This window comes from Enterococcus sp. DIV1767 (genome assembly GCF_050542585.1).
In the GTDB taxonomy this organism is placed as follows: Bacteria; Bacillota; Bacilli; order Lactobacillales; family Enterococcaceae; genus Enterococcus_D; species Enterococcus_D innesii.
The window spans coordinates 52,644-67,241 of record NZ_CP172936.1 but is presented as its reverse complement, the minus strand read 5'-3'; the positions used below and the strand labels follow the sequence as shown (position 1 = coordinate 67,241).

The 14,598-nt window shown below is 44.6% G+C and carries 12 protein-coding genes; all 12 read right to left on the bottom strand.

The features are described from left to right. Positions 1 to 115 precede the first annotated feature (115 nt). On the bottom strand, positions 116 to 1,423 hold the full coding sequence (locus IGI78_RS00305; RefSeq protein WP_195265618.1) for a PTS sugar transporter subunit IIC: 1,308 nt from the start codon (positions 1,421 to 1,423) through the stop codon (positions 116 to 118). 324 nt (positions 1,424 to 1,747) lie between these two features. After that, a complete protein-coding gene (locus tag IGI78_RS00300; protein WP_195265620.1) occupies positions 1,748 to 3,061 on the bottom strand; it encodes a PTS sugar transporter subunit IIC in 1,314 nt (437 codons plus the stop codon). Positions 3,062 to 3,068: 7 nt separating this feature from the next. Continuing rightward, the gene (locus IGI78_RS00295) at positions 3,069 to 4,349 is read right to left on the bottom strand and encodes a DUF4038 domain-containing protein (protein ID WP_195265622.1); all 1,281 of its coding nucleotides are present in this window, start codon (positions 4,347 to 4,349) and stop codon (positions 3,069 to 3,071) included. Positions 4,350 to 4,395: 46 nt separating this feature from the next. Then, positions 4,396 to 5,253, bottom strand: coding sequence for an alpha/beta hydrolase (locus tag IGI78_RS00290; RefSeq protein WP_195265624.1), 858 nt, complete (start codon positions 5,251 to 5,253; stop codon positions 4,396 to 4,398). Positions 5,254 to 5,265: 12 nt separating this feature from the next. Continuing rightward, positions 5,266 to 6,714 carry an FGGY-family carbohydrate kinase gene (locus tag IGI78_RS00285; protein WP_195265626.1) on the bottom strand — a complete coding sequence of 483 codons (1,449 nt, stop codon included), beginning with the start codon at positions 6,712 to 6,714 and terminating at the stop codon, positions 5,266 to 5,268. 1 nt (position 6,715) lies between these two features. Beyond that, positions 6,716 to 7,657: a transketolase family protein gene (locus IGI78_RS00280; RefSeq protein WP_140966442.1), complete on the bottom strand. Its 942-nt coding sequence runs from the start codon at positions 7,655 to 7,657 to the stop codon at positions 6,716 to 6,718. Next, entirely contained in the window at positions 7,644 to 8,480 is an 837-nt protein-coding gene (locus IGI78_RS00275) for a transketolase (RefSeq protein ID WP_086293508.1), read from the bottom strand. The genes IGI78_RS00280 and IGI78_RS00275 overlap by 14 nt, the downstream gene beginning before the upstream one ends. Then, on the bottom strand, positions 8,471 to 9,889 hold the full coding sequence (locus IGI78_RS00270) for an L-fucose/L-arabinose isomerase family protein (RefSeq protein ID WP_195265628.1): 1,419 nt from the start codon (positions 9,887 to 9,889) through the stop codon (positions 8,471 to 8,473). Before IGI78_RS00270 ends, IGI78_RS00275 begins: the two co-directional genes overlap by 10 nt. Positions 9,890 to 9,920: 31 nt before the next feature. Further along, on the bottom strand, positions 9,921 to 10,208 hold the full coding sequence (locus IGI78_RS00265; protein WP_195265630.1) for a PTS cellbiose transporter subunit IIB: 288 nt from the start codon (positions 10,206 to 10,208) through the stop codon (positions 9,921 to 9,923). Between the two features lie 168 nt (positions 10,209 to 10,376). After that, positions 10,377 to 11,384 carry a LacI family DNA-binding transcriptional regulator gene (locus IGI78_RS00260; protein WP_195265632.1) on the bottom strand — a complete coding sequence of 336 codons (1,008 nt, stop codon included), beginning with the start codon at positions 11,382 to 11,384 and terminating at the stop codon, positions 10,377 to 10,379. 117 nt (positions 11,385 to 11,501) lie between these two features. Then, entirely contained in the window at positions 11,502 to 13,520 is a 2,019-nt protein-coding gene (gene pulA, locus IGI78_RS00255; RefSeq protein ID WP_195265634.1) for a type I pullulanase, read from the bottom strand. A 345-nt stretch (positions 13,521 to 13,865) separates the two neighbouring features. After that, complete coding sequence (locus IGI78_RS00250; protein ID WP_170924053.1) at positions 13,866 to 14,480, bottom strand: TetR/AcrR family transcriptional regulator; 615 nt, start codon at positions 14,478 to 14,480, stop codon at positions 13,866 to 13,868. Positions 14,481 to 14,598 lie beyond the last annotated feature (118 nt).

Genomic DNA, 14,598 nt, shown 5'->3' with positions numbered 1-14,598 from the left:
CCTGTCAAATTAGCTTCTTTTAAAGAGTTTTTTATGAGTAGCCATTAAACAATTTCCTAACAGTTACTGTTGACCCTTTCTATACGTTTAAGCAACTCCCTTTGATCTTCAACCATCAAGAAATCACTCGATCCATGCTTTGTTCTGCTGCTTTTTCTTGCGTTTCTTGCGCCAATTCTTGTTCGGCATTTTTCTTATCCAAAATGCGGACAAATGGGTAATAGATCAAGGCACACAAAGGAATCATCAATAATTGAGCCGCTGCAAATTTCCAACTTCCTTGTAAAACTCCCGAAAGAACAACTGGAGCTCCAAAAGGCACTTGCATCCCGATAGGAATCGGTAAAATATTCGTGATGGTTAAGATATAGCCTAAAATAACACACACAACTGGGCTTAAAATGTAGGGGATCGCCAGAATCGGGTTCATCACGATAGGCAATCCGAAAATTAGTGGCTCATGAATCCCAAAAACTGCCCCTGGCGCTCCTAATTTACCAATCGTTTTAAATTGTTTGCTTTTTGATAAAAACAACAGGACAACAATTAAACCAAGCATCGCTGAAAAGTTGGCATAGATGTGCCAAAATGCACCAGTTACTATATTGGGCATAGGTTCTCCCGCTTCATAAGCAGCTAAATTTTCTAGACTAAGTACCGTCATTATTGGCTGAATAATACCAAAAACGACTGCTGCGCCATGAATGCCAAACACCCAAAGTAGTTGCATCAGCAATAATGCAATACAAAGAGACCAGATCGAACCTCCAAGACTTTGCAGTGGAATTTGTAGAATCGTGTATACAAATTGATGGAAACTACCGAATTCCGTCATCTTCCACAAACCGGCTGTTATCGTAAATAAGACTGCTACTAACACTGCTGGAACCAGTCCCGAAAATGTTTTGGCAATCGTTGGTGGTACACCCTCCGGCATCGTGATAACCAAGTTTTTATCGACAAAAAACACATACAAACGGGCAGTTAAGACACCCACGATCATCGCCGCAAACAACCCTCTAGCCCCTAGCCAGTCAAAGGTCAAGGCATTGATCACAAGCTCTCCATCTTCAAAAACACTGATTGGTGTTAAGACTAAAAAGGAAAATAAGGAAACAAAACCAGGGATCAAGCCTTCTTTTCCATACAAGCCTGCCAATTTGTAAGCGATGGAAAAAGCGGCATAAATAGCTAATGCATTTGTCGTAAATTGTGCCGGTAAGGCGATAATATCGCGAAACGGGGCAATCATTGATTGATAGACTTCGATTTGCATGGAAGACAACAGTGTACTGAATGCGCCGATGATCATGATCGGCAATAGCGACATCAATCCATTAGAGATTGCTTGCATATACTTATTTTGCTGAATCTTACTTGCATAGTACTGGCCTTTTTCGGTGAACTTCTCTGCGAAAGTCATATAATACACTCCTTTTTGATCTGTGTCCGAGAAATAAAACGTCTTGATAGCAATTGTGGGGGAGCAGCTGGTCTTTTTTTAAAAGACCCACACTGAGTAAAATCAAAAATCAGAAAATCTCTTGGTGTCACATTTGCATTGGGATCATCGGCGTTTCCCCGAACCATTCGATTACTAAGTAGATCAATCAGAGCCTATCTGCTTTCGGGAATGGCCGATCATTGACTGGATTCACCGTCTTAAGAAATCAAGTGTGCAAAAATTCACCTTGTCCCTTGTTGAAGAAGAACAAGGTCCTGCCTTTTACGCATTGTTCCCCTGAAGTCAGACGGTTTTTCCAGCTGGATCGATACTTTCAGTTTGAACCTCTGCTTGCGCTGCTTCTGCTTCTGTTTTTAATTTTCCTTTATCTAATATTTTGACAAAAGGAATGTACAGCAAGCAGCCTGCCAAAACGCAAACGACTTGTAAAACTGCGACCTGCCAGCCTCCAGCTAGAAACCCATTTAGAAAAATCGGTGTGCCAAAGGGAACTTGTACGCCACTAAGTCGTGGGACGATCCCACTCCAGATCGCTAGGTATGCTACAAGCACTTGAACCAATGGTGTTAATATGAACGGAATCGCCATGATTGGATTCAAAATCAGCGGTAAGCCAAAAATCACCGGCTCATTAATGGTGAACAATCCAGGAACGGCACTCAGGTTAGCGACTGTCCGTGATTGTTTGGATTTCGCCAACAGCAAAATAACGATAATCAATGACAATGTTCCTCCAGCCCCACCAATACCAGCAAACAAATCATAAAACGACTTGCTCAAAATATTCGGCAGTTCGGAACGCGCAACACCGCTAGCTAAAGCATCCATATTTTCCACATCCATTGGTAAGTACAAAGCGGTGACAAAGCTACCCACCACCAACGAACCATGGATACCGAAGAACCACAGCACCATTTGGATCAGTACAATAAATAACAACGAACCTACACTAGAAGACAAGCTTTGCAGCGGCATTGCCAAGATTTGATAGATGAAATCTGAGAATGAGCCATAAGAAGTAAAACTGAATGCCCAGCTAATGACGATCGCGGTAAACCCAGAAATAATTGCTGGAATCAAACCGGCGAAGGTATCCGTCACAAATTGTGGCACGCCTGCTGGCATTTTGATGGCGATATTTTTTTCTAAAATAAAGCAGTACAAACGAGCAAAGACTAAGCCGCAGATCATAGCGGTAAACAAGCCTTGAGCGCCGAGTTTGCTCATGTCGAGGGTCGTTGTTTCCTCCAAGGTGACCATTGGCGTCATCATCAAAAAAGCAAACAGTGAAACGATGCCGGCAGGAACCGCCGATTGCTTAAATTCTGTCGCTAAACGGTGACCGACCAGAAAGGAAGCGTACACTGAGATAACCCCGACGGTCATACTGTAACCGACGGAAAAATAGCCGCCAATATTGATCGAATTGATAAAGTCTGTCCATCCTTGAATCGGCAAAACTGCTAACAATAAGGCGATCGAACCAATAATATTGATCGGCAGCGTCGCCATCAACCCGTTTGAAATTGCCTTTAAATACCGATTGTTGGAGATTTTATCTGCAAATACTAATACCTTATCCATATATTTATCCATTTTCTTTTCACTCCTTTATTTGGATGACGAACAATACGTCTTCGTGACAATTGTGGGGATGGAAAACAGTGATACCATCGGTAACTGTCAGTTTTGGTTTCAAGAAACGATTGGTATTCAAATCGATCAATGTGACGGTCGCTGTAGAAAGATCTCCTTGCAGGCGAACTGTTGTATTGCTTGGCAAGTAAAGCAAGGCATCCTTCCTTTCTGCGATAGCTGCCATACGAATCTGTTCATCTGCATCGATCAAGCGCTCTTGGCAAGGCACAAGCTCCTGAATATTTAATAATTCAAATAATTGCTTGATAAAGCCATAGTCATCTGCCCCAGGAAAAGACAAAGCTTCTGGCCAAATCATCGGACGATCAAATGCTTCCCCGATTTCTTCCGCAAAGGTTGCCGTCGGGGTTTGCCAACTCCAGATGCCGTGAGCACCGTACGTGATCCCAGCCGAGCCGCCGGCTAACAACGATTGCCATGCTGCTTTGCGGACATCTTTTTGACCAAATCGACCGTATACGTGACGGGCATAGCCCATTTGTTCATAGCAAGGTTCTGAGTTGATGATCGGCAGTTGCGGTTCTCGTTGATAAAAACGCTCTGCCAAATAATAAGGCATATTCAAAAAGGCGCTGTTATGACCTGATTGATATAAAAATAAGTCCAAATGTTCGACAATAGGTTCAGGGATTTCTTCAAAACGTCCCTTGATATGAATCGTTTTCAGGGTATTGGGCGAATGCTTTTCAAAGAAAACAAAGGCTTCTAGATACGTATCGATGGTTGGCTGTGTTGGGAAATCCGTATCGCCACCAATAAAGTAGATCGGATGGAAGACATCAAACGTCTTAATCACTTTTTGATAGTAGGCCTGGCGGCAATCCCCCGGCAACACGTTGCGTTCTTTGTCCAACTGGCTAGCCCACGTGCCGGCGACATAGTTTGACCACAAGACAACCAATGCTAAAGTAAAGCCTTTCTCATCGGCAATTTTACAAAGACGCTGAGCCCGTTCGAAATAGGCATCCTCCCAAACCGTAAAATCAAAGACGCCCGCATCAAGGGGAAACGGCAAGCAGTCAAATTGACCGCGGCTGCGATCCCATTGCGGTAACACATTGATTTGAAGGGTGTTGAATCCCTGCTCTTTGCGTTTGTCTAAGTAGGTGATCCAGTCATTTTCTTGAATACTAGTAAAGGCACTCCAGCAAGTATCGGCTAAATAAAAGAAATGCTGGCCGTCTCGCAATAAGGTGCGTTTGTTTTGGCTTACGGTGATTTTCACGGTGGTGCTCTCCTTTCATCGGCACAAGTTGTGCACTGGCGGTTTTTTAATCAATATAACTGCTGAGCCAGCCTTCGCACAGCTCAAACCATTTGGCGACATGGGTATTGAGGTGACTTGGCTTGCGTGCCGTTGTTCGATCCGCTAATGCCAGTCCGTGTTCGCCTTTTTCAAAAATATGCAGTTCAAATGGAATCTCTGCTTCTCTTAATTTGACCGCCAGCTTCAACGAGTGTGCCACATCGACTAAGACGTCTTCCGTCGTATGCCAGAGAAACATCGGAGGTGTCCACTGATCGACATGATGCAAAATGTTCATGGATTGAATGGCTTCTTCCGTCGGTTGTTTACTCCCAAAAAAGCGTTCGTTGGCAGTTAAAGGTGTTTCGATCAGACGAGCGGCAAAGCCTAGCTCATCGATTGGAAAGGCATGCTCTTGATAAACCAATGGGTAGCCAGCGATCGCCAAATTCACTTTCAGTAAGTCACTGCTGACGCCCAATGCTTCTGCCAGCTCAGCATCGTGCCAGCTCGTCGCTAACTGCAACGCTAGATGTCCGCCTGCTGAAAAACCGCAAACGATGATTTGCTCCTCATCCACCAACCATTCTTGAGCATGCTCACGAATGGTTTTGACGGTTTGGGCGGCTTCCATCAAGGCATTGTGGGGAACGTTTTTCACTTGGTCACCGGTGGTGTACCATAATACAACGCTATTTAGCCCGATACTATTGAATTTCAAGGCAATGACTTCCGCCTCTCGATCACTGGTAAATGCGTAGCCGCCGCCTGGACAGACGATCACTAGCGGTCGTTTCTTGCCGACATTGTACTCTTTGGATTGGTGCAATAAATAGGTATCCACGTAAGCCGTTTGATTCAATTGGATTCGTTGGGTCTCCATATAGTTCCTCCTTTATCCTTCACCAAAAGCAGCTGACTTCTCAATGAACCGTTTCCATTTTTCATATTTCAAACGGATCACGGCCTGTTCGGCTTGCGGAACGATCGTGGTTTGTTGAATAGCTGGTTCATTCATGGTTGGATTGGCAACAAGCATCGTGCCGATGGCGGAAAATTCTTCGACTTCGCTGACGATGACGGGTTTATTGATCAAAGTCGCTAATAAGCTCATCAAGGCGCGGTTTTTCGAAACACCGCCATCGATCATTACCTGATTGATCAGTCGTTCAGCGACTTCTTCCATCACATCGATCACTGCTTTGATTTGAAAAATGATGCTTTCTAACACGGCTTTCAACAGCTCATGAGTCGTCGTTGTGCGTTTCATGCCGACAAAACTGGCAGTCATCGTATTATCCCAAAATGGGGCACCCATTCCTTGCAATGCTGGGATAAAATAGATGTCTTCTTGACTGTCACTGGTCAGCACTTCTTGACAGATCTCAGCTACATCTGGCAGCGGAGCCACTTGCTCACTGAACCAGTTGATGGCGTCACCACAGGAACGGATGATGCCTTCTAGCGCAAACGCTGTTTCCTGGCTAGTTTGCCAGCCGACCGTCGTCAAAATGCGGCGATCCCGCAACGTCTGCTCCTGCTGCACTTGCATCATGATCGAACAACCGGTGCCCATCGTGATTTTTACATCCCCTAGGCTTTGACAACCTTCCCCGAATAATGCCGCTTGTGAATCGGCTAAGATTCCTTTGATAGGGATTCCGTGATAGTTACCGAAAACCGTATCAGCAGGTTGGATCGCTGGCAAGTCTGCTAAATGGATGCCAAAAAGTTTGACGAGCTCTGCATCCCAACGGCCCTCTTCAATATTGTAAAACAATGTTCGGCAAGCGTTGCTGGCTTCTGTCGCAAATACTGTCCCTTGCGTTAAATTCCACAGGAGCCAACTGTCCATCGTACCGATCGCCAATTCGCCAGTCCCCGACTTTTCCTTGATGGCCGATAATTCTTGGGCCAACCATTTCACTTTGGTGCCAGAAAAATACGGGTCTAAGCGCAAACCGGTCTTTTGATTGATCGTCCTTTCCCAGCCTTGTGCCGTCAATTCTTCACAAATCGCGGCGCTGCGGTTGCATTGCCACACGATCGCATTGTACAGGGGATTGCCAGTCAATCGATCCCAAGCAACGATCGTTTCTCGCTGATTGGTCAATGACAAGGAAACGATTTGATCTGCAGTGATCGCTTGGTCTTGAAACACTTGTGCCAGCAATTCTTGGACATTTTGCCAAATCTCGAGGGGATCATGTTCGACCCACCCGACTTTTGGATAAATTTGGCGATGTCTTTTATCGTAACGCTGCAGGATTTTCCCTTCTTGAAACAGTAAGAGCTTGGTACCGGATGTACTCTGATCTAAAACAAGCTGATAGGTCTTGTCCATCTTAAGCTCCTAGAAACGCAACCGCTGTTTTCGCTATGGAGGCACCGTCTAATCCATAATGGGCAAACAGTTCTGCCGAAGAACCAGTAATCAAGGCTTCATCCGGAAAAGCAATGATTTTTTGTCGAATGCCCGTTTCTTCTGCCAGCGTTTCCGCCACGGCAGCTCCTAAGCCGTTGTATCGGCTGTGTTCTTCCACAGTGATCACGGTGCCTGTTTCTTTCGCTACTCGTTTGACCGCTTCTGAATCAAAGGGCTTCAAGGAATGAACATTTAAAACGGTAGCAGTGATGCCTTGTTTTTCCAATAGCTCAGCAGCATCCAACGCTTGGCGCACGGTTTCGCCGGTGGCGATCAATGCGACATCTTGACCGCTTCTCAGCTCAATGGCTTTGCCGATCTCAAAAGGATAATCTGCAGAATCATAACAATCTTCAACAGGATTGCGACCGAGACGGATATAGGCTGGTTCATTTGATGCCGCTAAGGCTTTAAACATTTGGATCGTTTCAAAGCGATCTGCTGGCAACAGCACTTGCAAATTAGGGATCGCTCGTGCCACTGCGATGTCTTGCAAGGAATGATGACTCATGCCTAATGCCCCATAACTGACACCGCCGCTGATGCCTACGAGTTTGACATTTTTATTCGAATACGCGACATCGACTTTGATCTGCTCGATACTGCGCATGCTGAGAAAACAAGCTGGAGAGGCAACGAAAGGGCGTTTGCCCATATGGGCTAAGCCAGCCGCAATACTGACGATGTTTTGCTCTGCGATCCCTACTTCCACCAATTGTGTCGGTAATTCCTTGGCAAAAGGTGCCAACGAAGCGGAACCACGAGAATCACTGGTCAACACCGTGATCGCAGGATTCTTTTTTCCTTCTTCAATCAATACGTCGCACATCGCTTGGCGATTGGCAATATTATTTTTTCCCATGAGTCAAAACCTCCATTTGCTGATCAAGTTCGGCAATGGCTTGTGCAAGCTCTTCTGCCGTCGGCACTTTATGATGCCATTGCGCTTGATTTTCGGCTGCAGAATAGCCTTTGCCTTTGATGGTTTTAGCAATGATCAGCTTCGGTTGATTGGGCTGATGCGGTTTTTCTAATGCAGCCACCAAGGCAGCCATATCATTGCCATCAACGATATGCACATCCCAACCAAAGGCACGCCATTTTTCATCTAGCGGCTCCACGGCCATCACATCTTCCGAGGCTCCAGTGATCTGCAAGCCGTTGCGATCAATGATGGCGGTCAAATTGTCCAGCTGGTAGTTGGCAGCCGCCATGGCTCCTTCCCATACCGAGCCTTCTGCTAATTCGCCATCTCCCAACAACGTATAGGTTTGATACGTGCGGTGATCCAGTTTGCCTGCCAAGGCGATCCCTACTGCGACAGGTAAGCCGTGACCTAGCGAACCAGTATTCATCTCAACACCAGCTACTTTATTGTTTGGATGACCGATCAGTCGTGAACCAAATTGCGAAAAGGTGGCTAATTCTTCTTTCGGCAAAAAACCTTTGTCCGCTAAAACGGCCCATAGTACTTCTGCCGCATGTCCTTTACTTTGGATATACTGGTCACGATCTTGCTTTTTGGGGTCTTTCGCATCGACATTCATTATCCGATAATACAAGGCCACTAAAATATCGGTACAAGAAAGATCCGAACCAGTATGACCCGTTTTTGCTTGATAGATCAGCTCTAACACGGATTTTCGAATCGTTAAAGCCTTCATTTCCAGCTCGTTTATTTCCATGATTGATCCCCTCTCAAGTATGCTTTGACGTCTTCTTCGATTGGATCATAAAAATCTGGCTGCACACCGATGTATTTGCATGCTTCGTACAAGATCGGCACCACATTTTTTCTGACCGCCGCAACGTGATGAATATAAGGGCCCTCAACGAGTTTGAATTCCAAGCGATTCAAATTCGCAAATTCCAGATAGAGATAGGTCCCTTGATTGTATGGTCCATCAATCCCTTTACCAGTGCCCATCAGCAGTGAGTACTCGCCGTTGTCCCCATCAAAGCGACACAGCGTATACTCGTCTTTGATTGCCCGAAAAGCGACTGATCCTGGATAGTCAAAAACAAAATGTCGTTGCGGCAAGATCGGTTTGGTCTCTGCGGTGGAATAAGCAAAAACCCCTAAGTGCTGCAGCAATTCGCCATTCTCGTTCTCTGGATGGCGGCAGTTGACATCCGCAAAGATTGCTCGGTGTTCCCCCAACGAAGCGGCTTCGACCAACAGTTCCGAGATCGCCCCATGGACATCCGTCTCACAGACAAAAGGTAAGCCTTCTTCTTGTAACAGCGACAAGGAGGCATACGGTAAAATACCGATTTCGTCTTGTAAGGCCGTCCAACACTGGATGACCCCTGCATTGCAGCCGTAGCTTTCACATAAGTTTTGCAAAGCCACTTTGAGGGCTGCCACCATCTCCAAATCTCTCGCCGAAATTTGGACTTCCGTATTGGTTTCAAAATAATCAATGACTACTTGCAATTTATCTGGCTGCTGTTCTTTGACTTTCTTGATTTCCTGCACCACTTCTTGAATCGGTACTGGTGATAGCGAGATATTGAAACGCTCCAATAGTTCGCCTTCGTTGCAGATCACGGTCCAAAAATCAAAGGGGCGCGGGCCAACTTGCAAGATTCGTGTTTGTTTGAAGGTCTTGACGACATTGCAGACTTTGATAAAGTCTTGCAAGCCGCGGGCAAATTCCGGTGAATCAATATCAGAATTTTTGACATAGGTGAAGGGTACCTTGAAACGGCGTAAGACTTTCCCGATAGCAAAAAGACCGCATTGCGTATCCCGCAAACGTGAACCGTCGGCGGCTGGCGTCTCGTCTTTGGGTCCCCATAGTAAGACGGGAACATCTAGTTTTTTGGCTAAACGAGCACAGGCATATTCCGTACCAAAGTTTTCATTGGCTAGAAAAAGACCGTCGATCTTTGCTGCTTTGAATTTTTCGGCGATTTTTTCAACCCCTTCATCATCGTATAGCAAGCCGTCTTCATTGATATCTAAAATATCTACATAATCAATGGCGAGTTCGTCCATTTTTTGTCGTGTCAGATTGGCGTACTCAATGGCTGCTTCTGCACTAAACAAATTTCTTCTAGTCGGGGCGAACCCGATGGTTACTTTATCCATAAAACCACCCTTTGCGTTTTAGTATATTTAGCTAAATTTTTATTTCTTCGACGATTCGTGCTACATTTCTGCTCAGAAATTCCTCATCCGTCAGTAAAACGATTTTTTTATCAGGAAAGGCTGCGGCGACTTTCGCTTGATTGAAGCGGGTTTGAGGAGCTAAAATCAAAAAATCATAGTCATTCCCCACCATAAATATTTCTGAAAAAGGCGCGGAATTGACTTGGTAATGCTGATCATCCGCTAGTTGTTCTTTGAGCGCTTTGACGAGCAGTGCACTGGAGAGCCCAGTGGCACAAAAGAGACCGATCTGTGTCATCTATTCACTTCCTCAAAATGTAATCCCTTACTTTTTACACCTTAAATATAGCACAAGCTAAATTTTTTGCAATAGTTTTAGATAAATATTTTTGTTAAATAACTAAAAAAGGACAAAACGCTTGCTAAACGTTTTGTCCTTTTCTTATTTTTCATCTTATTTTTCTTCTTAATTGATGCTTTCGCGTTCGACAATCGTCGTGGCGACCAGCATTTTCAGATGGTTTTCATCTTCACTGGTGATTTTCTCGATCAAGCGTCGCACGGCTTGGCGACCAAGGTACACTTTATCTACTTTGACGGTGGTCAGTGGTGGGTTGCAAAATTCCGCCAAAGGAATATCATCGAACCCAACGATGGTCAACGGATGATCGGGAAACACTTCGCGAATGGCTTTCATGGCACCGATGGCGATATTGTCATTGACCGCAAAAAAGGCGCTTGGTAACGGTCGCTGATCGGCACGCAAGGATTCCAAATAGACCTTCATGTCTTGATAGGAGCCTTCCAAGGTGGGTTCTACTAAGGCTTCCGTCTCTTCATAATGGATCAGATCATGCTCTTGGATCGCTTGGATGAACCCTTGCTTGCGTTCACGAAAGTTGTTGATTTGAAAGGTAGAATTGATGATACCGATGTCACGGTGGCCTTTTTCGATCATCTTTTCAACGATCTCATAGGCACTGTCACGATTATTGATGGCGACAAAATCAAAGTCCTGCGAATTAAATACCGTATCTAAAATCACTAATGGTACTTCCAAATGGCGAAAGACTGCTAAATCTTGTTTTTCCAATTCCGTTCCTAACAATAGCAAACCATCTACTAATTCTGGGCGGATCTTTTCAATCGGGTCTTCTTCTGGTGCCAGTGTGATATGGGAAATGACCAGTTCATAGCCTAACGCACTGCACTCCATTTCGATTCCTCGGATCAATTCAGAAAAGAAAGGCGTATCCCCTACGACATTTCCTTGTTTGTTCATTATGACAAATTTGATTTTTTGACTTTCCGTTTTTTTAATTTCTCGCTGATCAAAATACCCCATCTCACGAGCGATCTTCAAGATCGCTTGCCGTTTTTGTTCACTGATCCCCTTACGATTGTTGATCGCATTAGAGACTGTTCCGCTGGAAACGCCAGCTTTTCGGGCAATATCAGAGATCACAACTTTCATTTGCTCACCGCTTTCTGCTTCTCATTCTGTTAAAAGTATAGCAAAAGAATTGTTTTTTTACTACCAAAAAAGCTAAAACAAACTAAAAATTTTAGTTTGTTTTAGCTTCTACTTTGATTAGTTACTTTGTTCCGCCAAAATGCAGAAAGACAATGGATCGAGGGTTATCCCTGACGCTGCTACGCCACGAGAAGTGATCCCAGCTCCTTTGGGGTCAGCAACAATGTGCCAAGAAGCATTTTCTGTCGTCTGTAAGTCAAAGGACCAGCTTTCTTCCGTGCTGTTGAGTAAAACGAACAAGGAACGCCATGGATGCTGTTTGTCACGATTGGGTACTTGATACGCCAAGCGATTTTCATCCTTTGTCTCATAAAAGACCATGCTTTCAGCCGTTTGGGTCGTGGCATCTCTCAATGGTGCATAGGACTGTCGCAATGCCCACAAGCCCCGATACAGCTCGCGCAACTCTTTGAAGGTTTTGGCACGTGACCAATCCAGCTGATTGACTGCCAGTGGCGAACGGAAGGAATTTTCATCGCCTTCTTTGGTACGGCCAAATTCTTCCCCTGCTTGGGTCAGCACTGCTCCTTGGCTGGTAAACAAAATGGCTGCTGCTAGTTTGTTGCGGGCTAAAAGCTCAGGATCAAACTCATAATTTCTTTCCTTCGCTGAAGCCTGCATGGTTGCCACCAGTTTGTCCCATAAAGTCAAATTATCATGGACTGACGCATAGGCGATCACTTGACGGGGCGATTTTGCCCAGCGCTCGGCGCCTTCTTGCCCAGCAACTTTCGTATTTCCTTGAATCGCCGTTGCCAAATTTGCCGCATAAAAGGTTTGCTTGACTTGCGGTTGACCATTCATTCCTTGAATAAACGCGCCGTCTGTTTCTTCAAAGACATCGCCTTTGATACTGTCTCTTAAATCATTACTAAAAACCGCAACGCCTTCTGACAGGGCCCAAACATTGCTTTTATTGGCTGGGATATTCGGCTGAATGATTTGATTGCTGCCGGCATCCCATGGCTCGCCGTATAAAATCACATGGCTGAAGCCGGCATCATCTAGGCGTTGCCGCAACTGGTTCATGGTTTCCACATCGATCAAGCCCATCAAATCAAAACGAAAGCCGTCGATTTTGTATTCTTGCGCCCAATATAAAACTGAATCAATGATAAATTTGCGCATCATTTTCCGTTCAGAAGCCACTTCATTGCCGCAAGCAGAACCGTCCGCAAAATTCCCTGCATCATCTTGACGGTAGTAATAATCAGGCACCGTCAAATTAAACCATGATTCTTCCGTGATCGCAGTGTGATTAAAGACCACATCCATCACAACGCCGATGGCTTCTTCGTGCAGCGATTGAATCATTTGCTTGCATTCACGAATCCGCGCCTTGGGATCACTAGGATCAGAAGCGTATCGTCCTTCAGGTACATTGTAATTTTTCGGATCATAGCCCCAGTTGTAGGCAGACGAAGTTTCATCATTGTCAAAATCGAAGATCGGCAGCAGATGAACATAATTGATCCCCAGCTCTTTTAAATAGGCTATGCCAGTTGGTTGACTTTCATCTCCCACCAGATGGGTCTTTTTTTCAGTGAAGGCTAAATATTTTCCGCGATTTTCTGGTGAAATACCGCTGTTTTCGGCACCACTGAAATCTTCGACATGCAATTCCCAAATATAGGCATCTGTGATCCACTGCTGACCGACGCCGTGACTTTCCTGCCAACCTTCAGGATCTGTTTCCTTTAAATCAATGATCGCACCGCGGTTTCCGTTGATCCCTACTGCCTTGGCATAAAGATCCACCGCTTCGATTTTCTGCCCATCTCGTTGAAACTCAAAGGTATAAAACAGCTCCTTGACGTTTTCTTCCGTCGTGACTTGCCAACAGTTGTCTTCTTGAACCATTGGCAGCGTCAGCAGGCGATCGTCAGTCCCAGCGACACCGCTTTGATAAAGCAATACTGAAACGGCCTCTGCCTCTGGTGACCAGCATTTGAACGTGGTTTGCTGTCCTTGAAAAGTCACACCAAGATCATTCCCGTGATACGTATGTTCTTCTAAAAAACCGATCCTGCGATCGATCGCAATCTTTTTTTCTCCATACTGCGTGTTTTGTCCCATCAAAATTCCTCCATTCAACGTTTCTAACTATAAAAGCCAGTTACTTTTCTGCTATTTCTACCTTCTCATATTTCTTGAAAATTGCCAACAATAAGCCGCCTCTTCTTCGGCCTAAAAAATAAGCCTTAACAATACAGACAAGACCTTTTCTTATTTTGCTTAACGACTCCCGCCTATTTTTACCAAAAGAAAAACCCCCACTCGTTGAACGGCTCTTAAAGAGTAGCTATTGCTTCTAATCTTTAAGATCACTGCTCCGATGGGGATTTTTGAAAAATAGGAAATCAATAATGGCAACGATAGCTGTCGCAATATTCAGAAATCTTTTCCTCTCTTTCACGCTATCTATTGATCACTTACAGCTAGACCTGATTCAAGTAAGGTTTTAGGTAGATCATCTTGATAAAAACCAACTGGTTCATGAAGGACTCGCTGCCAATAATTTTGTGTCTCTTTCAAAAAATCAGCGTTATCTTGAGTATTTCCTTCACGAATAAACAGCAATACCAACCCACTAAAAAAAATCAAGGCTTCTTCATGGTACTTCCTCAGATCGTTTTCTTGCGCACATTGAAAAACAGCTGATTCAGCAATTGCTTCTTGAAAATATGCAAAAGAACGCTCTTTTATGTAAGGACCACAACCAATATCATTTAAAAATAATGCAAAAAAGAGGGCCCGATTGCGACTGGCGAACACGTAATAGTCATGCCAAAAACTGTATAAAGGATCTAGTGTCGCCACTGACTCTTTTTTTGCTTCATGAATATCGCGAAACACATCCTCGACCATCGCCTGCTTGAAATTCTGCATGTTTGAAAAATTCAAATAGATTGGTTGAGTCGATGTTCGTGCGTAATTAGCAATGTCGCGGACAGTGAGTGGTCGATAAAGATACTCCACCAGATATTTTTTTAAGCAATTGATCAAATATTTTTTCGTAATCGTTGCTTTTCTCATAATACCCCTTCCTTTCTGGACGTCACCAATTCTTGCTGACGTTCGTCTCATTCATTTTGACTACTTGCAGCTTTTAGAAACACAACCAACGCCCATTTTCTTACTGAAAGTAATCTAT

Excerpts from the sequence above, each read along its gene's own strand:
- IGI78_RS00305 (WP_195265618.1), bottom strand. The coding sequence starts at position 1,423 with ATGACTTTCGCAGAGAAGTTCACCGAAAAAGGCCAGTACTATGCAAGT.
- IGI78_RS00300 (WP_195265620.1), bottom strand. The coding sequence starts at position 3,061 with ATGGATAAATATATGGATAAGGTATTAGTATTTGCAGATAAAATCTCC.
- IGI78_RS00290 (WP_195265624.1), bottom strand. The coding sequence starts at position 5,253 with ATGGAGACCCAACGAATCCAATTGAATCAAACGGCTTACGTGGATACC.
- IGI78_RS00285 (WP_195265626.1), bottom strand. The coding sequence starts at position 6,714 with ATGGACAAGACCTATCAGCTTGTTTTAGATCAGAGTACATCCGGTACC.
- IGI78_RS00280 (WP_140966442.1), bottom strand. The coding sequence starts at position 7,657 with ATGGGAAAAAATAATATTGCCAATCGCCAAGCGATGTGCGACGTATTG.
- IGI78_RS00275 (WP_086293508.1), bottom strand. The coding sequence starts at position 8,480 with ATGGAAATAAACGAGCTGGAAATGAAGGCTTTAACGATTCGAAAATCC.
- IGI78_RS00270 (WP_195265628.1), bottom strand. The coding sequence starts at position 9,889 with ATGGATAAAGTAACCATCGGGTTCGCCCCGACTAGAAGAAATTTGTTT.
- IGI78_RS00265 (WP_195265630.1), bottom strand. The coding sequence starts at position 10,208 with ATGACACAGATCGGTCTCTTTTGTGCCACTGGGCTCTCCAGTGCACTG.
- IGI78_RS00260 (WP_195265632.1), bottom strand. The coding sequence starts at position 11,384 with ATGAAAGTTGTGATCTCTGATATTGCCCGAAAAGCTGGCGTTTCCAGC.
- pulA (WP_195265634.1), bottom strand. The coding sequence starts at position 13,520 with ATGGGACAAAACACGCAGTATGGAGAAAAAAAGATTGCGATCGATCGC.
- IGI78_RS00250 (WP_170924053.1), bottom strand. The coding sequence starts at position 14,480 with ATGAGAAAAGCAACGATTACGAAAAAATATTTGATCAATTGCTTAAAA.